This is a genomic window from Stenotrophomonas sp. PE591 (assembly GCF_018320795.1).
Classification (GTDB): domain Bacteria; phylum Pseudomonadota; class Gammaproteobacteria; order Xanthomonadales; family Xanthomonadaceae; genus Stenotrophomonas; species Stenotrophomonas maltophilia.
The window spans coordinates 1-19,239 of the sequence record NZ_JAAOKO010000009.1 but is presented as its reverse complement, the minus strand read 5'-3'; the positions used below and the strand labels follow the sequence as shown (position 1 = coordinate 19,239).

Annotated in this window: 18 protein-coding genes; 9 read left to right on the top strand and 9 right to left on the bottom strand. The window is 67.3% G+C overall.

Translation table 11 applies throughout. The annotated features are described in order from the left end of the window. Positions 1-12 precede the first annotated feature (12 nt). Positions 13-552, top strand: a complete 540-nt coding sequence (locus tag JLDANKMP_RS17815) for a DUF924 family protein (protein ID WP_005410992.1) — start codon at positions 13-15, stop codon at positions 550-552. Positions 553-629: 77 nt separating this feature from the next. Here JLDANKMP_RS17815 and grxD read toward each other — a convergent pair whose 3' ends face one another. Beyond that, complete coding sequence (gene grxD / locus JLDANKMP_RS17810; RefSeq protein WP_005414445.1) at positions 630-1,556, bottom strand: Grx4 family monothiol glutaredoxin; 927 nt, start codon at positions 1,554-1,556, stop codon at positions 630-632. A 59-nt stretch (positions 1,557-1,615) separates the two neighbouring features. Between grxD and JLDANKMP_RS17805 the strand changes: the two genes are divergently transcribed. Then, a complete protein-coding gene (locus JLDANKMP_RS17805; protein WP_033835208.1) occupies positions 1,616-2,395 on the top strand; it encodes a polysaccharide deacetylase family protein in 780 nt (259 codons plus the stop codon). A 120-nt stretch (positions 2,396-2,515) separates the two neighbouring features. Here the strand turns inward: JLDANKMP_RS17805 and JLDANKMP_RS17800 are convergent, their stop codons facing one another. From JLDANKMP_RS17800 to JLDANKMP_RS17790, 3 genes are read right to left on the bottom strand one after another with little or no spacing between them, the layout of a single operon-like run. Further along, the gene (locus tag JLDANKMP_RS17800; protein ID WP_212561767.1) at positions 2,516-3,235 is read right to left on the bottom strand and encodes a class I SAM-dependent methyltransferase; all 720 of its coding nucleotides are present in this window, start codon (positions 3,233-3,235) and stop codon (positions 2,516-2,518) included. A gap of 4 nt (positions 3,236-3,239) precedes the next feature. Then, entirely contained in the window at positions 3,240-3,857 is a 618-nt protein-coding gene (locus JLDANKMP_RS17795) for an SGNH/GDSL hydrolase family protein (RefSeq protein ID WP_212561766.1), read from the bottom strand. 2 nt (positions 3,858-3,859) lie between these two features. Then, complete coding sequence (locus tag JLDANKMP_RS17790; protein WP_049459653.1) at positions 3,860-5,134, bottom strand: pyridoxal phosphate-dependent aminotransferase; 1,275 nt, start codon at positions 5,132-5,134, stop codon at positions 3,860-3,862. Positions 5,135-5,248: 114 nt separating this feature from the next. Here JLDANKMP_RS17790 and rsgA point away from each other — a divergent pair, with 114 nt between their 5' ends. Both rsgA and JLDANKMP_RS17780 read left to right on the top strand, forming a co-directional pair. After that, positions 5,249-6,358, top strand: coding sequence for a ribosome small subunit-dependent GTPase A (rsgA, locus tag JLDANKMP_RS17785; RefSeq protein ID WP_212561829.1), 1,110 nt, complete (start codon positions 5,249-5,251; stop codon positions 6,356-6,358). A 209-nt stretch (positions 6,359-6,567) separates the two neighbouring features. After that, positions 6,568-7,821 (top strand): flavohemoglobin expression-modulating QEGLA motif protein, encoded by a 1,254-nt coding sequence (locus JLDANKMP_RS17780; protein WP_212561765.1) that lies wholly within the window; start codon positions 6,568-6,570, stop codon positions 7,819-7,821. A 430-nt stretch (positions 7,822-8,251) separates the two neighbouring features. On the opposite strand, the gene JLDANKMP_RS17775 is transcribed toward JLDANKMP_RS17780, so the two are convergent. The 5 genes from JLDANKMP_RS17775 to JLDANKMP_RS17755 all read right to left on the bottom strand — a co-directional run bounded on the left by JLDANKMP_RS17775 (position 8,252) and on the right by JLDANKMP_RS17755 (position 14,750). Beyond that, a complete protein-coding gene (locus JLDANKMP_RS17775; RefSeq protein ID WP_049396509.1) occupies positions 8,252-10,549 on the bottom strand; it encodes a TonB-dependent receptor in 2,298 nt (765 codons plus the stop codon). Positions 10,550-10,709: 160 nt separating this feature from the next. Next, positions 10,710-11,234 (bottom strand): hypothetical protein, encoded by a 525-nt coding sequence (locus JLDANKMP_RS17770; protein ID WP_212561764.1) that lies wholly within the window; start codon positions 11,232-11,234, stop codon positions 10,710-10,712. Between the two features lie 208 nt (positions 11,235-11,442). Next, the gene (phbB, locus tag JLDANKMP_RS17765) at positions 11,443-12,183 is read right to left on the bottom strand and encodes an acetoacetyl-CoA reductase (protein WP_212561763.1); all 741 of its coding nucleotides are present in this window, start codon (positions 12,181-12,183) and stop codon (positions 11,443-11,445) included. 24 nt (positions 12,184-12,207) lie between these two features. After that, positions 12,208-13,536: a CitMHS family transporter gene (locus JLDANKMP_RS17760; RefSeq protein ID WP_012481220.1), complete on the bottom strand. Its 1,329-nt coding sequence runs from the start codon at positions 13,534-13,536 to the stop codon at positions 12,208-12,210. 74 nt (positions 13,537-13,610) lie between these two features. After that, the gene (locus JLDANKMP_RS17755) at positions 13,611-14,750 is read right to left on the bottom strand and encodes a porin (RefSeq protein ID WP_111151103.1); all 1,140 of its coding nucleotides are present in this window, start codon (positions 14,748-14,750) and stop codon (positions 13,611-13,613) included. A gap of 242 nt (positions 14,751-14,992) precedes the next feature. Between JLDANKMP_RS17755 and JLDANKMP_RS17750 the strand changes: the two genes are divergently transcribed. From JLDANKMP_RS17750 to JLDANKMP_RS17730, 5 genes are all read left to right on the top strand, one after another. Next, positions 14,993-15,682, top strand: a complete 690-nt coding sequence (locus tag JLDANKMP_RS17750; RefSeq protein WP_212561762.1) for a response regulator — start codon at positions 14,993-14,995, stop codon at positions 15,680-15,682. Beyond that, positions 15,675-17,066 (top strand): sensor histidine kinase, encoded by a 1,392-nt coding sequence (locus JLDANKMP_RS17745; RefSeq protein ID WP_212561761.1) that lies wholly within the window; start codon positions 15,675-15,677, stop codon positions 17,064-17,066. Before JLDANKMP_RS17750 ends, JLDANKMP_RS17745 begins: the two co-directional genes overlap by 8 nt. Then, complete coding sequence (locus JLDANKMP_RS17740) at positions 17,063-18,118, top strand: ABC transporter substrate-binding protein (protein ID WP_212561760.1); 1,056 nt, start codon at positions 17,063-17,065, stop codon at positions 18,116-18,118. Before JLDANKMP_RS17745 ends, JLDANKMP_RS17740 begins: the two co-directional genes overlap by 4 nt. Positions 18,119-18,146: 28 nt before the next feature. Next, positions 18,147-18,797, top strand: a complete 651-nt coding sequence (locus JLDANKMP_RS17735; RefSeq protein WP_005410976.1) for a response regulator transcription factor — start codon at positions 18,147-18,149, stop codon at positions 18,795-18,797. A 209-nt stretch (positions 18,798-19,006) separates the two neighbouring features. Continuing rightward, positions 19,007-19,239, top strand: a 233-nt coding sequence (locus JLDANKMP_RS17730) for a transposase (protein ID WP_206620770.1), incomplete at its 3' end; no start/stop codon positions are given.

The following is a 19,239-nucleotide window of genomic DNA, read 5'->3' as shown; positions in this document are numbered from 1 at the left end:
GGGGAGTAGGTGATGGACGTTGCCGCGCAAGTGGTGGAATTCTGGAAGGAGGCGGGCCCTGCGAAGTGGTTCGCCCGCGACGACGCGTTCGACGCGCAGTTCCGCCAGTTGTTTCTGGATGAGCATTTCGCCGCCGCTTCGCGCGCGCGCGAACATTGGCTGGGCAGTGCCGAAGGGGCGCTGGCCCTGATGCTGCTGCTCGACCAGTTCCCGCGCAACTGCTTCCGGGGTACTGCCCATTCCTACGCCACCGATGGCCTGGCCCGGCATTACGCCATGCGCGCCATCGAGGAAGGCCTGGACCTGCAGCTGGTGCCGAAGCTGCGCGCCTTCATCTACCTGCCGTTCGAGCACTCCGAGGATCCGCTGGACCAGGACCGCTCGGTGGCGATGTTCGACGTGCTGGGTGACAAGGAATACCTGCAGTACGCCGAACTGCACCGCGACATCATCCGCCGCTTCGGTCGTTTCCCGCATCGCAATGCCGTGCTCGGTCGCTTCCCCACGGCGGAAGAACTGGATTACCTGGCCGAAGGCGGGTTCGCCGGCTAAGAAAAAGGGGACGGAGGGGATTAAGTCGTTTGTGCCATAAACGACTTAATCCCCTCCATCCCCTTTTTCAGTGCCGATCAGTACTTCGGCACGCCGTTGTCCACCTCTTCCGACCAGGCGTTGATGCCGCCGGTGACGTTGAACACCTTGGTGAAGCCCAGTGCACGGAACTGCTCGGCAGCCTGTGCGCTGCGGCCGCCGTGGTGGCACATGAAGGCCAGTGCGGTGTCCTTGGGCAGGGCCTCCAGCTGCGCACGGCCGTTGCCGTCGAAGCTCTTGAACGGCACGCCCACGGCGGCGATCTCGCGCTCGTCGGCCGGGCGCACGTCCACCAGGGTGATGTTGCCGGCACGCACCAGGTCATCGGCATCACGCACGCTGATTTCCTGCACCGGCTTGGGTGCGTTCGGATTGTCGATGGCCAGGCCCTTGCCGCGGATGTCGTCCACCCAGTCGATGGTGATGCCGTTGGCGCGACGCGCGCTGGCCAGGTCGAACTGCACGCGCAGGCCGTTGGACTCGGCAGCGATCGCGCCTTCGTCGTGCGGGGCCAGCTGGAAGTTCGGCTGGAAGCCGGCGTCGATGCTCAGCTGCAGGGCAGCGCCCGGGGCATCGGCCAGCGCGCCCTTGAGCATTTCCACGGCGGCCGGGGTCACGGTGATGCTCGGCGGGGTGCGGTCCGGTGCGGCCAGGCCCAGCACGCTGCTCAGCTCGCCGCTGGCGGCCATCTGCAGCACGATGTCGCTGCCACCGACCAGTTCGCCGTCGATGTACAGCTGCGGGATGGTCGGCCAGTCGCCGTAGGCCTTGATGCCTTCACGGATTTCCTGGTCGGCCAGCACGTTGACGTGGGCGAACTCGACGCCGAGGTCCTGCAGGGCGCCCACGGCCTTGGCCGAGAAACCGCACTGCGGCATCGACGGCTGGCCCTTCATGAACAGCACGACGCGGTTGGCGTTGAGGATGGATTCGATGCGCGAACGCAGGGCGGGATCGAGGGACATGGACGTCGGGTTTCCGGGAATTCGAATCATCAATTCTACCCCTCATGGCATCATGGGGGATGAGCAACGCAGGAACATTGCATCGCATCCCGACCCGGCCCTGGCGCTGGCTGCCTTGGCTGGTGGCGTCGCAGTTGGCCGTGATCCTGGTATGGGTACTGGCAGGCTGGCACTGGGGCCTGCCGCTGATGGTGGCCAGCCACGCGCTGTTCATGGTGCCGATATTCCTGCCCAACAGCCGCTTCTACGCACCGGTGCTGAGCCGGTTGCCAGAGGCCGGCAACAGCGTCTGGCTGACGATCGATGACGGCCCCGGCCCGGAAACCCGCGCCGTGCTCGACCTGCTGGACCGCCACCAGGCGCGGGCCACCTTCTTCCTGGTGGGGGAACGTGCGCTGGCACAGCCGGAACTGGTGCAGGAGATCCTGCGCCGCGGCCACGACCTGGGCAACCACAGCCACAGCCACCCACAGGCGCGCTTCTGGCGTCTGGGCCCGGCGGCGATGCGGGCGGAGATCGAGGGCTGCCAGCATGCACTGCAGGCCCTGAGCGGGCATCCAGTGCGCTGGTACCGCTCGGTGGTGGGCATGACCAATCCGTTCGTGGCACCGGTGTTGAAGGCGCTGGGCCTGGTGCGCGTGGGCTGGAGTGCCCGGGGCTACGACGGCGTCGGCTGCACGCCGGAGGGCGTGCTGTCGCGGCTGTTGCCTGACCTGCAACCCGGCGCCATCGTGCTGCTGCATGAGGGCGCCGCCCACGGTCACAATCGGGTGATCATCGAACGCGTTCTGCAGGCGCTGGACGAGCGGGGGCTGAAGGCGCGGCTGCCGGTCCTGTAAACCAGGCTTCTGGCCGCTTGGGGCAGCCGGGCGTGGGCTCGCCCCTACAGGAGTGGTCGCGAGGCCATCCACGCATGGCGTGGATCTACCGCAACAGCACAGCCGAGCGTGGGTTCGGCCCTACAACGCGCGGCGTTTGGCCACCAGCAGCCAGCTGTTGAAGGGGGTACGCCCGTGCAGCGGGCGGGGTGCGGTCACCTGCAATCCAGCTTCGGCAAGCGTTGTCTGCAATACCTGCGGATCGGGGTAGTGGCGCGGTCGCGTGCCCATCCAGCCGACCAGCCAGGCCAGCCGGTCCGCCACCCGCGTGGTGCGGTCGCGGCCATCGCCGGTGGCCAGCGGCGTGCGCAGCAGCAGGCGGCCGCCGCGGGCCACCTGCGCGCTGGCCGCGCGCAGGAGTGCCTGCTGTGGGCCCGCGTCCAGGTACTGCAGCACGTCCAGCAGCAGGACGTGCCCGGCCTGCGCCGGCAGCGGCGCCTGCACATCCACGCAATCGAAGCGCACGTCATGCAGGTCGGCGGCAGCACGCTTCGCGCGGGTGATCTTGCCGGCATCCACGTCCACGCCAAGGTAGCGCTGGGTACCGCCGCGCTGGCGCAGTACATGGGCGAACAGGCCCAGCCCGCAGCCCAGGTCCAGCACCGGCTGCCCATCGTCAGGCAGATGCTGCAGCACGCCGTCGTACAGCGGATCGCTGCCGAGCTTGCCACGGGTGTAGTAGTAGTCGCGGCGGCTGCCCCAGGCCTGCGCCGGGCGGAAGGCCTCGGCAATCAAGCGGGCCTGCGGGGCCGTCAGGGGAGTGCAGGGCAGGGGCGGGCCGTTCCGTGGCGTGCAGTCCATCGCCTCAGTCCGTGCCGCCGAGCAGGTGCGCGGCCACCGGAAGGGCGCGTGCGCTCCACAGCGCGTACATCCGCGCCGAAGGGTGCAGGCCATCCTCGGCGATCATCGTCGGGTCTTCGCCCTGTGCGCGGCTGATATCGGTGATGTCGACGAAGGCCACGCCCTGCTGGGTGCTGATCACCTCGGCTGCCACGTTGAACTCGTCGGTCTCGATCTCGATCGCGGCCAGGTCGCGGCCACTGCCTGCGCCGAACGGGGTCGCGCCCCAATCGGGGAAGGACAGCACCAGCACGCGTCCGGCATCACCGCCAGCGAAGCCGATCGCCCGCTGCAGAAGCGCCTGGAACTGGCTGCGGTATTCGTCCAGCGGACGCCCGCGGTACTGGTTGTTGACGCCGATCAGCAGGCTGACGAAATCGAACGGCCCCTGCGGCGCAGCCGCATCGATGCCCGCATCGAGTTCGTCGGTGGTCCAGCCGGTGGTCGCAATGGTCTGCGGATCGGACAGCTCAATGCCCTGCGCACGCAGCGTGGCGGCCAGCTGGTGCGGCCAGCGGCCTTCGACTGCAACCGCTTCACCGATGGTGTACGAATCGCCCAGCGCCAGGTAGGACAGCGCCACGCTCAGGCCACCGAACGGCGCGGCTTCAGCGGCACGACCTTGGTCGCGTCCTCGGCACGCCGCGCCAGCACGCGGTCGATGCGCGCGAACACATCGCGCATCACCGAGGCCTCCGGCATCAGGGTCACGCGGAAATGATGGCGGTAGGGCACGTTGAAGCTCGAGCCCGGCACCACCAGCACGCCTTCGTTGTTCATCAGGTCCAGCGCGAAGCTGTGGTCGTCGAAGCCCTTCGCAGCGGCGCCGACCACGGCCGGGAACGCGTACAGCGCGCCGGCCGGTGCGACCAGCGACAGGTGCTCGCTGGCTTCGCAGGCCTCGATGACCGCGCGGCGGGTTTCATACAGGCGGCCGCCCGGCGTGCACAGTTCGGAAATGGTGTCCGGACCGTTCACTGCGGCCTCGATGGCGTACTGGCCCGGCACGTTGGCGCACAGGCGCAGCGCGCCCAACAGGTCCAGTGCCGCGCGGAAGTCACCCAGGCGGGCATCGTCGCCGCTGAGGTGGGCCCAGCCCACGCGCCAGCCGCAGGCGCGGTGCACCTTGCTCAGGCCGCTGAAGGTCAGGCACGGATGATCACCGGCCAGCGGCGCGACCGGCTGGAACACCGCGTCGTCGTACAGGATCTGGTCGTAGATCTCGTCGACCAGCAGCAACAGGTTGTGGCGGCGTGCGATCTCGACCACGCGCTCCAGCAGTTCGCGCGGGTAGCTGGCGCCGCTGGGGTTGTTCGGATTGATCAGCACGATGGCGCGGGTGCGCGAGGACACCAGCGTCTCGATCTCGCTCGGGTCCGGCTGGAAGCCGTTCTCCGGTGCGCAGCGGTAGTACACCGGACGGCCATCGTTGAGGATGGTCGAGGCCGACCACAGCGGGTAGTCGGGCGAGGGCACCAGCACTTCATCGCCCGGGTTGAGCAACGCACGCAGCGACAGGTCGATCAGTTCGCTGACGCCGTTGCCGAGGAAGACACGGTCCGGGTGCGCATCGGGCGCGCCACGGCGGGCGTAGTAGCTGGCGATGGCTTCACGTGCCACCGGCAGGCCCTGCTGGTGCGTGTACGGGTCGGTGCGGCCCATGTCGTCAGCAATCGCACGCTGCAGGTGCTCCGGCGCGCGGAAGCCGAAAGCGCCCGGATTGCCGATGTTGAGCTTGATCAGCTTGCGGCCCTGCGCCTCCAGCTCCCGGGCTCGCCGCGCCAGTTCTCCGCGGATTTCGTAGCGCACTTCGGAAAGGCGCTCGCGGATGGCCAGGGGCTTGGGCGAGTTGGTGGACATGGGAGCTGGGCCGTCAAAGGGCATGGGGCTTCCATCCTACCGGAATTGCTGCAATGCATGGCAAGGGCGCCGGGCCCGTCATTGCTGGGCTGGCAGGGCGCCGGCACAGGTAGAATGGCGGCGATGACCCAGACCCCCGATTTCATCGCCCTGCAGACCATTGGCTGGCCCTGGCCGGGCCCGGCGCAGCAGGCCGACTGGCAGGCCGCGATGGCCGCACATCCGCAGGCCCGCCCGGCACGGGTGATCGAACAGCACCGCACCCACTACGTGGTGGCCGATGGCCCGGATGCGTCGATCAAGGCCGAGTCGCTGCCGGAATGGCAGCGCCCGCGCTTCCCCAGCCATGAACGGCCGGCGGTGGGCGACTGGGTGCTGCTTGACGGCATCCGCATCGTCGCGCTGCTGCCGCGGCGTACCGCGATCAAGCGCGGTGCGGCCGGCGAGCATTACCACCAGCAGGTGATCGCGGCCAACATCGATACGGTGTTCATCGTCTGTGGCCTGGATGCCGACTTCAATCCGAGGCGCATCGAACGCTACCTGCTGCTGGTCGGCGGTGGTGGTGCCGAACCGGTGGTGGTGCTGACCAAGGCCGACCAGACCGAGTACAGCGAAGACGCGCTGGCGGTGCTGGAAGAGCTGGAGATGCAGGGTATCGCGCTGCATGCGATCAACGGCCTGGATGCGGACAGCGTGGCGGTGCTGCAGCCGTGGCTGAGCCCGGGCCGCACGGTGGTGCTGGTGGGCTCGTCCGGTGCCGGCAAATCCACGCTGACCAACACCCTGCTGGGCGAGCAGCGGATGAAGACCAACGCGGTGCGCGCCAACGATTCGCGCGGACGCCACACCACCACGCACCGCGCGCTGATGCCGCTGCCGACCGGCGCCTGCCTGATCGACACCCCCGGCATGCGCGAGCTGAAGCCGACCGGTGAAGAGACGCTGTCCGAAGGCGGCTTCGCCGATATCGAAGCGCTGGCCGCACAGTGCCGTTTCAACGACTGCAAGCACCAGCAGGAACCGGGCTGTGCCGTACGCGCAGCGATCGACGCAGGTGAGATCGAAGAGAGCCGGCTGCTCAACTACTTCAAGCTGAAGGAAGAAGTGGCCGCCGCCGCCGCCAAGCTGGCGGTCCGCCAGGCCGAGACCGCGCAGGAGCGTGGCGGCAAGAAGGGCAAGGGCCAGCAGTTCCGCCCGGCCGGCAAGCCGCGTAGGCGCTGATCGGTACCGCGGGGTCGGATCCCATTGCACCGCAATGGGCGCTGACCCCTGCAATGAACCTGCCTCTGTCTGCTTCGGGCGGGTGCCAACTGCCCGCTCCTGATAGGTGCCAACCCTGGTTGGCACGGACGTGTCCGAAGCCCGCCTTCGGCGGATGCCAACCAAGATTGGCACCTACCAACGCGCGGGCAGGGCGCTATAGTCCGCGCATGGAACCGACTGCGACGCTGGACCGTGACGTGGCCCACCATGCAGCGCTCGATGCGCGCCTGGTCGAGGCCGTGGGAGGCATCCGCCTGCTGGGCCTGACCAGTTGGCCGGCAACGGTGCAGGCACCGTTCCTGGACAGCGTGGCACGTGGTCAGCCGGTGCTGCCGAAGGTGGATTACCCACGGCTGGACTTCAGCGAAGAACGTCGCGCGCTGGCCGCGATCGCCGCCGACTGCGACGACAGCCACCCACTGGGCCACTACGTGCGGCAGTCGGCGCAGAGCTGGGACCTGGCCGCGCAGCTGCTGGAAGGGCTGGGCACCGCCGCCGTCGATACCTGTTCGGTGCAGCTGTTCGGCGCACCCGAGCAGCCGCTGCCGGGCAATGGCCCGAGCACGCGCGAAGCAGCGCGCCACTTCATCCAGATTGCCGCCGAACTGGACCACGAACTGCTGGCGCCGGAAGAGCAGGTGCCGGTCTCGGCCATCGCGCTGCAGCTGCAGCTGCAGAACGACCTGGACGCCTTCTTCGAATCGCGCATCATCCAGGTACAGCTCGACCCGGAACTGGTGTCCAAAGCAGCTGCCGGCCCGACCCGCATCCGCCTGCGCACCAGTGCGCGCTTCAGTGCCTACGACCGCGCGCAGCTGTTCCACCACGAAGCGCTGGTGCATTCGCTGACCGCATTGAACGGCCGCGAACAGCCGGTGCTGCCCAGCCTGGCATTGTCCTCGCCACGGGTGACCGCCACCCAGGAAGGTCTGGCCACCTTCGCCGAGCAGATCACCGGCAGCATCGACATCGAGCGCCTCAAGCGCATCAGCCTGCGTACCGAAGCGATTGCGATGGCACGCGAAGGCGCCGATTTCATCGAAGTGTTCCGCTATTTCTGCGACGCCGGACAGAACGTGGAGGAGAGCTTCGCCTCGGCACAGCGCGTGTTCCGCGGCGTGCCGCCGAGTGGCGGCCTGGCCTTCACCAAGGACACGGTGTACCTGCGCGGCCTGGTGTCGGTGCACACCTTCTTCCGCCACATGCTGGCCGAGGACCGCCTGCAGGTCTGCCGCTGGTTGTTCGCCGGCAAGATGAGCCTGACCGATGCGATCGCGTTCGCGCCGTTGTTCGAGGCGGGGGTGCTGAAGCCTCCGCGCTGGCTGCCGCACTGGGTGAGCCGGGCGAACGGCCTGGCCGGCATGCTGGCGTTCTCGCTGTTTGCCAACCGGATACGGATGGACCAGCTGGCGCCGGAATGAAAGGCGTTGGCGGATCCTCCAGCGCCTGCCTGCTATCGGTGGGGAGGAGGCGGGGCACCCTGGCCAGGACACGCAAAAACCCCTCCATGGTGCTCGATGGCGCCATCCATGGCGCCAACGGTCCTGGCCAGGGTGCCCCGCCTCCTCCAGATAGTTTTCTGCGGGCGCGGTAGCAGGTCCACCAGAGGGATTGCGCTTGAAAAGCAAAGAGCCGGGCAATGCCCGGCGCTTTGCTTTTGCTCTTGCTTTCCATTGCCTCCGCGCCGGCGCGGGGAACTGTCCAGCGGGGGTAGGCAGGCCCATGCAGGACCGTGAGGCGCATGGATGCGCCGATCGAGCCCCCAAGGACGGGTTTACGGCGTGTCCTGCATGGGCCTGCCTACCCACGCCATGCAGGAACAATCAACGCGCCGCAGCGCCCGCTTTCGATTTAGAACTCCGCCGCCACCGTCATGAACAACTGCCGCGGCGCGCTCGCATGGATCGCATAGCGCGTGCCCTTCGGATCGGTCGGCGCGAACGAGCTCAGTTGGCCGGCATAGCGCTTGTTGGTCAGGTTGGTCGCGTTCAACGACACCCGCACGTTGCGCAGGCCCAGGCCCGGGCCGAAATCGTAGCCCGCACCGGCGTCGAAGGTGGTCACGCCCGGCACCGACTGGTCGTTGGTGTAGGTGTAGTAGCGCTTGCCGGTGTACTTGGCACGCAGGCTGGCGAAGAAGCCATCGCGGTTCCAGCTGATCTCACTGGAGGCCATGCGCTGCGGCGTATCCACCGTGATCTTGCCGGCCACCGGAACGATGGCGCCGCCCGAGGTGTAGTCATCCTCGTAGGTGGTCTTGTTCCAGGACAGCGCGTTGTACCACTGCAGGCCGTCGATCGGCTTGAGGATGAAGGTCAGTTCCGCGCCGTAGCTCTTCACCGAACCGACGTTGATGAAGCGCGTCACGCACTCCGGACGCGTGCCGACTTCGATGCTCGAGCACGGGTTCAACGACAGCAGGCGGTTGTCGAACTTCACGTTGTAACCCGCGATCGACGCCTGGTACTTCTCGCCGAAGGTACGGAAGCCGGCTTCCAGGCTCTTGGACTTCTCCGGCTCCAGGCCGGCGCTGGCCGCGAACGATTCCGGCGACACCTGCAGCGGGCCGCCGCTGCCACCGCCGACGAAGGCGGCGATGTTTTCGGCGTACGAGGCGAACAGCTCGTTGTTGGCGTTGAGCTTGAAGCCCAGGCCCACCTGCGGCAGCACCGATTCCTTGGCGGTCAGCGTGCCCGAGGCGATGCTGGTTTCCACGCCCGGCTGGGCGGTGGCACGCATGCGGGTGTTCGGGCTCTTGATGCCCACGTCCACGGTCAGGCGCTGGTCCAGGAAGCGCATGCGGTCCTGTACGTAGAACTGGCGCGTGCGGATGTCGAAGTCCTGGTTGAACAGCAGGCGATCGGGGTTCTTCAGGTACAGGTCGTCCAGGAACGGGCCACTGATGTAGTAGAAGTTGCGCGAGACGTTGTGGTCGTTCTGCTCATACCACAGGCCGGCTTCCAGTTCGTGGATGCCCACCGTCCACGACAATGCGGCGGTCAGGCCATCGCGGTTGATCGTGTAGTTGGTGCTGCGGATCGAGATCGGCAGCATCCTGTCGGTGCCCGGGTAGGACGGCTGGCCCGGTGCCCACCAGTGGCCCTGGCCACGGTTGTCGTGGTGGTAGGCCAGCAGCTTCAGGCGGCCCTGCTCGCCCAGGCGCAGGTCGGCATCGACCGAGTAGAGATTGTCGTCGCGCAATGCGCGGCTCTGGTAGTAGGCATCGTCGATGCTGTTGACGCCGCCGCTGAACTTGCAGCGTGCCTTGTTGTAGGTGCCCGGCGCGCAGTACGCAGCGGCCACGGCGCGATCCCAGTCCGGCGCGTAGATGTTCCAATCCCAGCCCAGGCCACGCGCCAGCATGTCCTTGGACAGGTAGGCGTAGTTGGCCTGGCTGGCGCGCGAGGTGGCCACGAACGCACCGAAGCGGTGGTCGCCGACATTCCACACTGCCTTGGCGTTGAACTGGCGGGTGGTCTGGTTCTGGTAGGGCGCGGCCCACATGTCCTGGTCCTGGTGCACGCCGGACACATAGGCCGAGAAGCCGTTGATGTCACCGGTATCCACACGCAGGTAGCCACGGCGCTGGCTGTTGTCGCCGACGGTGACGCTGGCGCGGCCACCGAATTCGGTGGACGGGTCCATCGAGAAGTACTGGATGGTGCCGCCCAGGTTGCTGGTCGAGGCCACGCCCAGCGAACCGATGCCCTGCGACAGCTCGGCACCGGCCAGGTTCTCGGCGATGATCGCGCGGGCGATGCTCAGGCCGTTGTAGTTGCCGTAGCTGTTGTCGCCCAGCGGGATACCGTCCAGCGTGTAGCCGAGGCGGCTCTTGTCGAAGCCACGCAGGCTGATGGTCTGCGATTCCTCGTTGGCACCGAAGGCGTCGTTGGACTGCACCGACACGCCCGGCAGGCGGTCGAGGATCTTCTGGCCGCTGGTGCCCGGCGGCAGGACCTGCTTGTCGACGGTGGTGATGCGCTGCACCTGGCGGGTCTCGCCCTGGCCGATCACGGAGACGGTATCCAGCGTCTGCGCGCTCAGCGCGGCATCGGTGCTGGCGCCGGTATCGGCGGCGGTGGCGGCATGGGCGCTGGTGGCGGCGGAGAGGGCGATCGCCACGGCGATCGTCAGGTGTCGGGTCTGCATGGTGGTCCGTTGCATTGGGGGTGGTCACCGGCACGCGTGCGCGGTGCATGGCCACTATGCGAACGGAACATGAAACCTTCTTTACGGAAAACCAACGAACGGTGCAGGGCAGTGGTGCGTGTCCTGCAACATGTTCGTCATGGTGGTAGGCCGGTGGGAATCAGAAGCGCTCCCCAGGCCAGCTCAATTTGAGCTGGTCCATGCAGTCACGGTCATGTTCGGAGAATGAGAACCCGATCTGGATGCCGTTCACTACTGTGCCGAACACCGTCGACTCGTCCAGGCTATGTCCTGACGGCACGGAAAGGACATTGAAGTCGGGGTAGCGACGACCCATCTGCTTTCGCGAGATGCAGGCGCCGCCCAGCGACAGCGTAATGCCTTTGATGATTCGCCCCGACGCATCGGTGTGGATCTGGCCAGAAGGCCCCTTGATCCTCCCGGCGACCACGAATGGCCCCAGATCGATGGTGGCGCTGTCGCCCCGGCCCCTTCTTGCTTCCGAACGCGAGCCGGCCGGAGCCAGGGGTGATAGCTGCGCGACAAGGTCAGAGCGTGCCAGCTGCAGGGACCAGCGTTCCACGAGCCGCCAGGTCGCATCCGCCTCTTCCGCAGTGGCAGTGGGTGGCGTGGCCGCCAGTGGCGGGGTGGCGACCACAAGAAGCGCAATCAGCAATGCACGCATGCCAACCTCCTTGATCCACGATTCCGGCCGTTCATCCATCGGGCTCAGCGAGCGTTGGCAGGTATAGCACCGGTTCTGCCGATGTATCGGGCAATGCGTCCCGAAAATGCAGAAACAAAAAAGGGGCCGGATCCCCCTCGCAAGCGAAGGTTCACCGGCCCCGCGCACTCCGTGGGGGAGGCGGTCCACGCCTTGCGTGGAGACGGGCTCAACCCATGTACAGGCCACCGTTGACCGCGTAGTCGGCACCGGTCACATACGAGGCTTCATCCGACGCCAGCCACGCGCACAGGCCGGCCACTTCCTCGGGGCGGCCCAGGCGGCGCACTGGTACCGAGGCGGCCAGCCGGTCCAGCACATCCGGCGGGAAGCTGCTGATCGCCTGGCTGGCGATGTAGCCCGGCGACAGCGTGTTGACGGTGACCCCGCGCGACGCAACTTCGGCAGCCAGCGCACGGCTGAAGCCATGCATCGCGGCCTTGGCGGTGGCGTAGTTCACCTGGCCGATCTGTCCCTTGTGGGCACTGACCGAACCGATGTTGATGATGCGGCCCCAGCCCCGCATGGCCATGCCGTCCACCACCTGCTTGGTCAGGTTGAACAGCGCGTTGAGGTTGGATGCGATCACCGCGTTCCAGTCCTCCACCGTCATCTGCCGGAACAGCAGGTCGCGGCTGCCGCCGGAGTTGTTGACCAGCACGTCCACTTCACCGACTTCGGCGCGCACCTTGGCGAACGCCGCGCTGGTCGAGGCCCAGTCCGTCGCGTTGCCTTCGGAGGCGATGAAGTCGAAGCCCTGTTCGCGCTGCTCGCGCAGCCAGTTGGCCTTGCGCGGCGAGTTCGGCGCGCAGCCGGCAACCACGGTGTGGCCGCTGCGGGCCAGGCTCTGGCAGATGGCAGTGCCGACACTGCCCATTCCACTGGTGACGTAAGCGATTCGAAGCGTCATTGCAGAAGGCTCCTTGGCAAAGGGTCAGGCGGCGAGGGGATACAGGCCGAACAGCAGGCTGCCGACCATCAGCAGCATCGAGATGGCGATGGCCCACTTCAGGGTGAACTTCTGGTGGTCGGCGAATTCGACCTTGGCCAGGCCCACCAGCAGGTAGGTGGACGGCACCAGCGGGCTGAGCAGGTGCACTGGCTGGCCGGCCAGCGAGGCGCGTGCCATTTCCACCGGGGTGATGCCGTAGTTGCCAGCGGCCTCGGACAGGATCGGCAGCACGCCGAAGTAGAACGCGTCGTTGGACATGAAGAAGGTGAACGGCATCGATGCCACCGCGGTGATCACCGCCAGGTACGGGCCCCACGATTCCGGAATGACGGCCAGGAAACTGTGCGACATCGCTTCGACCATGCCGGTGTTGTTGAGGATGCCGGTGAAGATGCCCGCGGCGAAGATCAGCGACACCACCGACAGCACATTGCCGGCATGGTTGACCACGCGGCGGCGCTGCTCGGCCAGGTTCGGATAGTTGATCACCAGGGCGATGGCGAAGCCGACCATGAACAGCACCGGCATCGGCAGCACGCCGATGATCAGCGCGGTCATCAGTGCCACGGTCAGGGCCAGGTTCACCCACAGCAGCTTCGGGCGCTTGATGTCTTCGGCGTCTTCCACGGTCGGCAGCGGGTTGCTGTCATCGGACACGCTGTTGTCCATCCAGCTGCCGCCCTTGGGCAGGGTCACCACGCCGAGGCGACGGCGTTCCTTCAGGCCCAGGTACCAGGCCAGCAGCAGCACGCCGGCACAGGCGATCACCATCGACGGGATCAGCGGCACGAACACGTCGGCCGGGTCCACGTGCAGCGCGGTGGCCGCGCGTGCGGTCGGGCCGCCCCACGGGGTCAGGTTCATCACGCCGCCGGCGAGGATGGTCACGCACGTCATGTTCAGCGCGTTCATGCCCAGCCGCTGGTACAGCGGCAGCATCGCCGAGACGGTGATCATGTAGGTGGTCGAGCCATCGCCATCGAGCGAGATCAGCATCGCCAGCACTGCAGTGCCAAGCACGATCTTCATCGGGTCGCCCTTGACGAAACGCAGGATCACCCGCACCAGCGGATCGAACAGGCCGGCGTCGATCATCACCCCGAAGTAGAGGATGGCGAACATCAGCATCACGCCGGTCGGCGCGATCTTCTTGATGCCCTCCAGCATCATCTCGTCGATGCCGGCACCGAAGCCACCGATCAGCGCGAACAGGATGGGAATGGTGATCAGGGCGACGAGCGGCGACAGGCGCTTGCTCATGATCAAGTACATGAACGTAATGACCATGCCAAAGCCGAGGATGCTCAGCATCATCTGCGGACTCCTTGCGAAAACAGGACGTGGGGAGTGGAAGGGGCCCGGGCGGAATGCCCGGAATGTCGGGCCTAGAAGTCGTACTGCAGGCGGCCGGTGACCGCGCGCGTGCGGTCCACCGTGACCCCGGCCAGGCGATCACGGTTGCGGCTTTCGATCACGTTGAGCATGAAGCGCAGGTTGTCGCGCAGGTACCAGTTGCCACCCAGCGTCCAGGCTTCGGTGCTGCCGCGACGCAGGTCCGGCGCGCCATCGAGGTGCTGCGCACCCCACATCTGGTCGTAGCGCAGCGCCACTTCGAAGGCACCGGCCTTGTGGCGGATGTCCTTCACCCGTGCGAATCGGCCGGTCTTGCGGTCGTAGGCGCGGCTTTCGCCGGTGACGAACCAGCTGAGCATGCCGTAGGCCGCCATTACATCGCCGCGCTGCGCGCCGTCGTCGAAGGTGGCGCCACTGAACTCGCCCTGCCACGACAGCGGGCCGCGCACCTGCGCGTATTCCAGCGACCACTTGTTGACGTCGGTATCGCGGCCGGCGGAGAAGTCGACCAGGGTCAGGCGGCTCTCGTCCGACAGATGGCCGGCCGGGCGCGGGCGGATGCGCAGGCCGGGCACGCCGTTGGCGCCGGGATTGTCGTAGGCCTCGCGGGCCAGCGACAGGCCCAGGTGCAGCACGTCGCCATCGCTGGGCGAGGGCGCCCAGGTGACGCGGCCACCGGCAGCGCGACCCTTCACCTGCCAGGCGTCGATGCTCTCCAGGCTGTAGAGGCTGGCCGCCCAGGTGAAGTCACCGGGGTTGGCCTGCCATGACGCACCCAGGCGGTACAGCGGCGCCAGCGTGGTGCCGGCGTTGCCACGTTCCAGGAAGCTGCCGTAGTTGGAGCTGGTGCGGTCATCCAGCGAGAAGTACTGCTTGAACTGGCCCACGGTCAGCTTGCCGGCCTTGCCGAAGCTGCGTGCCAGGTACACGTCCTTGGCCTCGACGCGGTCGCCGGAGAAATCGGCTTCCAGCTTGTAGTCGACCACGAAGAACTTGCCGGACACGTCAACCCACGCACGGCGGATTTCGGTGTCGTCCTTGTTCGGGGTGCCCCGGTTGTCGTTGTCGAAGGTGGCGAAGTCCAGGTGCAGGCGACCACCGAGGGTGGCGGTGACCGGACGGTCGTCTTCGGCGGCAATGGCCGGCGCCGACAGGGCAGCCAGCGCCACCATGGCGGCAGGGCGCCGCCAGGCAAACATGAATTCCACAAACCCTCCCAGGTGCGCGCCAGGCGCGCGGCAATCGTGGGCACCGGACGGTGCGCGGCCGCAGTCTGGGTCGGGCAAGCTGTCATCGTCCTGTCAACGGATTGTGCGGTGCAGCGTAAAGCGGCCCGCTGCTGCCTCCGGGCGGGGCTCGGCGAGCGCGGCAGCGGCATGCGGTAGCATTCGTTTCCCCTCCCACCCCCGTGCCCATGCGCCTGCTGCTGGTCGAAGACAATCCGGATCTGGCCGATGCGATCATCCGCCGCATGCGCCGCAGTGGGCATGCCGTGGACTGGCAGGCCGATGGCCTGGCGGCGGCCAGCGTGCTGCGCTACCAGAGCTTCGACCTGGTGGTGCTGGATATCGGCCTGCCCAAGCTCGATGGCCTGCGCGTGCTGGCCGGCATGCGCGAGCGCGGCGACAGCACGCCGGTGCTGATGCTGACCGCGCGCGATGGCATCGAAGACCGCGTGCAGGCGCTGGATGTCGGCGCCGATGACTACCTGGGCAAACCGTTCGATTTCCGCGAGTTCGAAGCACGCTGCCGCGTGCTGCTGCGGCGTGCGCGTGGCCAGGCCAGCGAAGTGGTGCAGATCGGCGGCTTCCAGTTCGATAACGCCGCGCACCGGGTCAGCCTCGACGGTGAACCGATCGAACTGCCCAACCGCGAATATCGGTTGCTGGAAATCCTGGTCGGGCGCATTGGCCAGGTGATTGGAAAGGACGAAATCGGCAACGGCCTGTTCGGCTTCGACGACGAAGCCGGCCCGAATGCCATCGAGCTGTATGTCGGTCGCCTGAGAAAGAAGCTGGCAGGCGCACCGCTGCGCATCACCACGGTGCGCGGCGTTGGCTACCTGCTGGAAGCCAGTGACGGCAGCGCCGACGCCGATGGCTGACGCGCGTACCGCGAATGCCGCACCGGGCTCGCTGCGGCGCACGTTGCTGCTCTATCTCGGCGCGTTGCTGGCGGTGTTCGCGGTGGCCCTGCTGTTTGCCGCGCGCGGCTATGGCCAGCGCGCCGCCAACCGTTCCTACGACCATCTGCTGGTGTCCTCGGCACTGTCCATCGCCGATTCGGTGGCCCTGGTCGATGGCCAGTGGCAGGTCGATCTGCCCTATGCCGCGCTGGACCTGCTGGCGATGGCCCCGGAAGACCGTGTGTTCTATCGGGTCGCCGACAGTCGCGGCAACCTGATCACCGGCTACGGCGACCTGCCGGCGCCACCGCGCCGGCCCGGCACGCAACCGCAGCTGTTTGATGCGGCATACAGCGGCGAGACCGTGCGCTTCGTGGTGGTCGGCCGCAGTTTCGCCGCCGCGTCGGCACAGGGCGAGGTGCAGGTACAGGTCGGCCAGACCCGGCGTGCACGTGAAGCGGTTGCGCAGGACATGGTCAACCGTGCATTGCTGGCGATCGGTGTGCTGTCCGGGCTGCTGCTGGCGCTGGTGGCCTTTGGCGTGCATCGCGCGTTCCGGCCATTGGTGCGGGTGGAACGCGAGCTGTCGCGCCGCGAGCCGTCCGACCTGAAGCCGCTGGATGCGCGCGTGCCACGCGAGATGGACCAGATGGTGGCGGCGTTGAACCGCTTCATGGAACGACTGTCCAGCAGCAACGAGACCTTGCGCGCGTTCATGGCCGAGGCCGCGCACCAGATGCGTACGCCGTTGGCTGCCCTGCGCGCGCAGGCACAGCTGGCGCTGGATGACGACGACCCCGAGGACATGCGGCGCAGCCTGCAGGCGATCGAACGCAATGCCACCCACATGAGCCGGTTGTTGAACCAGCTGCTCAGCGATGCCAGCGTGATCCATCGCTCGCATCTGCAGCGCTTTGCAGCGGTGGACCTGGCCGAGACCGTGCACCAGGCCCTGCATGAGGCACTGCCGCAGGCCGGCCCGGCACCGCGCGTACAACTGGCGATGACCGCCGAACCCGTGCAGGTGCACGGTGATGCGCTGCTGCTGCGCGAGGCGATCAAGAACCTGGTCGACAACGCCCTCAAGTACGGCGGTGACGGCCCGTTGCAGATCGCGTTGACCGTGGAAGGCGGGCAGGCCGTGCTGACCATCGCCGACCACGGTGCCGGCATTGCCGCCGCCGATGCCGAACGCGTGTTCGAGCGCTTCGCCCGTGGCGAAGGCGCGCCGTCCGGCGGCGCCGGGCTTGGCCTGGCCATCGTCAAGCGCGTGGTCGACAGCCACGGCGGCCGTATCGACCTGAGCAACCGCCCGCAGGGTGGGTTGATCGCCACCATCCGCCTGCCCCGGAGTACGCCATGATCCGCCTGTTCGCCGCTGCCGTTGCCCTGATGCTGGCCCTGCCGGTGCTGGCCGCGCCCGGCGACGTGCGCCGTTTCCCTGCGAAGGGGGCCGTGACGGCGCAGCTGCGCATCCACGGCACCACCGATATCGAAGTATTCGCGGTGGTGATCGCCGATTACCAGCGCCTGCATCCCGGTACCGAAGTGGTGTACGAGGACATCATCACCCAGGATCTGTACGCGCGTTACCTGCATGACCGCGCCGGGCCGGCATCGCCGGACCTGCTGATCTCCAGTGGCATGGACCTGCAGACCAAGCTGGTCAACGATGGCCACGCGCTGCCGCATCGTTCGGCGCAGACCGCCGCGCTGCCGGCCTGGGCGCAGTGGCGCAACGAGGCCTTCGGCATCAGCTACGAGCCGGTGGTGATGGTCTATAACACCCGCGCGATGGCCGTGGCGAAGGTGCCGCACACGCGCCGCCAGCTGCTCGATCGCTTGCGTGCCGAAGGCGCGCCGCTGCGCGGCAGGGTTGGCACCTATGACATCGAACGCAGCAGCGTCGGCTACCTGCTGGCCACCCAGGACGCACAGCGTGGCAGCATCGCTGGCGCGTTGCTGGGCGCGCTGGGCGACAACGACGTGGTGCGCGAGGAGCGCACCGGCGTGCTGCTGGACAAGGTCGCCAGCGGACAGCTGTCGCTGGTCTACAACGTACTCGGCTCCTACGCGCAGGCGCGCATCGACGCGGGTGCGCCGCTGGCGATCGTGGAGCCCGAGGACTACACGCTGGTGGTGCTGCGTACCGCGGTGATTCCACGCACCGGCCCACACCCGGAAGAAGCCCGGCGCTTCCTCGACTACCTGTTGTCACCGCGTGGCCAGCAGGTGCTGTCGCGCGAGGCACGCCTGATGCCGATCGTGACCGGCAACGCACGTGGCGACGATGCGCCCGGCCGCAGCCGCCGTCCGATCCAGCTCGGCCCAGGCCTGCTTGTGTACCTGGACGCGCTCAAGCGCCGCCAGTTCCTGGATGCCTGGCGCAGCAGCGTGGAGCCGGCAGGGCGCTGAGGCTCCGGCCTGCCCGTACAATGGCGGCATGAGCGAATACACCATCCTGATCGCCGATGACCACCCGCTGCTGCGTTCGGCGGTGGTGCAGTCGTTGCGGCAGAGCCTGCCGCTGGCGCAGGTGCGCGAGGTGGCCAGTGCCGATGCCCTGGCCGAAGCGCTGGATGCCCACCCGGATGTGGACCTGGTGCTGCTGGACCTGACCATGCCCGGCGCGCACGGTTTCTCCGCGCTGCTGCACGTGCGCGGCTCGCATCCGGACATTCCGGTGGTGATCCTCTCGTCCAACGACCATCCGCGGGTGATCCGTCGTGCCCAGCAGTTCGGCGCGGCTGGTTTCATTCCAAAGTCTGCTCCGGCCGAGACCATCGGCGAGGCGGTGCAGGCGGTGCTCGATGGTGGCCTGTGGTTCCCGGCGATGGCCGCCGAACGCTCCGAGGCCGACGCACTGCTGGCCAGCCGCCTGGCCCAGCTGACCCCGCAGCAGTTCCGGGTACTGCTGTGCCTGGCCGATGGCCTGCTCAACAAGCAGATCGCCTACACGCTGGGGTTGGCCGAGAACACGGTGAAGGTACATGTCACCGCGATCCTGAAGAAGCTCGAATGCCACAGCCGCACACAGGCGGCGGTACTGGTGAAGGCGCTGGAGCCTGAGGGCGACGCCGGCATCGGGTTGTAGTTTCCAGCCAACGGCGCCGCCCCTCGTGGGTGGGTTTGGGTTGGTCGCTGAAAGCAGAAGCTGCGAGCGGGCCGGTCGGGTTGGGTGCGCGGGGGACGCCGTGAATCCGTCCCTGGAGGCTTGGCAGCCGCATCCATGCGGCTGACTGATCTGGCCCCCCGTCAGCGGACGCCAAGAAGCGATACTTTGATCGCACTTGGAGGTCCCTTATGTCCCGTATCACCCGTCGTAGCTACACCGATGAGTTCAAGCACCAAGCCGTCGAGTTGGCCGAGTCGCTCGGGCCTGCCGCAGCGGCCCGTCAGTTGGAGATGTCGGTCAAGACGCTGGCAAACTGGCTTGACGCGGTCCGTGCTGGCCGGTCGTTGACCTCTGAGGCTCGCAGGCCAGCCACCGACCTGGAAAGCGAGATCAGCCGCCTTCGGGCCGAGAACGCCAATCT

Bases quoted from the DNA above. Each gene is read 5' to 3' on its own strand.
- JLDANKMP_RS17750 (WP_212561762.1), top strand. From the start codon at position 14,993: ATGCGCCTGCTGCTGGTCGAAGACAATCCGGATCTGGCCGATGCGATC.
- JLDANKMP_RS17745 (WP_212561761.1), top strand. From the start codon at position 15,675: ATGGCTGACGCGCGTACCGCGAATGCCGCACCGGGCTCGCTGCGGCGC.
- rsgA (WP_212561829.1), top strand. From the start codon at position 5,249: ATGGCGGCGATGACCCAGACCCCCGATTTCATCGCCCTGCAGACCATT.
- JLDANKMP_RS17755 (WP_111151103.1), bottom strand. From the start codon at position 14,750: ATGGTGGCGCTGGCTGCCCTGTCGGCGCCGGCCATTGCCGCCGAAGAC.
- JLDANKMP_RS17760 (WP_012481220.1), bottom strand. From the start codon at position 13,536: ATGCTGAGCATCCTCGGCTTTGGCATGGTCATTACGTTCATGTACTTG.
- JLDANKMP_RS17740 (WP_212561760.1), top strand. From the start codon at position 17,063: ATGATCCGCCTGTTCGCCGCTGCCGTTGCCCTGATGCTGGCCCTGCCG.
- JLDANKMP_RS17800 (WP_212561767.1), bottom strand. From the start codon at position 3,235: ATGGACTGCACGCCACGGAACGGCCCGCCCCTGCCCTGCACTCCCCTG.
- JLDANKMP_RS17775 (WP_049396509.1), bottom strand. From the start codon at position 10,549: ATGCAGACCCGACACCTGACGATCGCCGTGGCGATCGCCCTCTCCGCC.
- JLDANKMP_RS17790 (WP_049459653.1), bottom strand. From the start codon at position 5,134: ATGTCCACCAACTCGCCCAAGCCCCTGGCCATCCGCGAGCGCCTTTCC.
- grxD (WP_005414445.1), bottom strand. From the start codon at position 1,556: ATGTCCCTCGATCCCGCCCTGCGTTCGCGCATCGAATCCATCCTCAAC.
- phbB (WP_212561763.1), bottom strand. From the start codon at position 12,183: ATGACGCTTCGAATCGCTTACGTCACCAGTGGAATGGGCAGTGTCGGC.
- JLDANKMP_RS17770 (WP_212561764.1), bottom strand. From the start codon at position 11,234: ATGCGTGCATTGCTGATTGCGCTTCTTGTGGTCGCCACCCCGCCACTG.
- JLDANKMP_RS17815 (WP_005410992.1), top strand. From the start codon at position 13: ATGGACGTTGCCGCGCAAGTGGTGGAATTCTGGAAGGAGGCGGGCCCT.
- JLDANKMP_RS17780 (WP_212561765.1), top strand. From the start codon at position 6,568: ATGGAACCGACTGCGACGCTGGACCGTGACGTGGCCCACCATGCAGCG.
- JLDANKMP_RS17735 (WP_005410976.1), top strand. From the start codon at position 18,147: ATGAGCGAATACACCATCCTGATCGCCGATGACCACCCGCTGCTGCGT.
- JLDANKMP_RS17805 (WP_033835208.1), top strand. From the start codon at position 1,616: ATGAGCAACGCAGGAACATTGCATCGCATCCCGACCCGGCCCTGGCGC.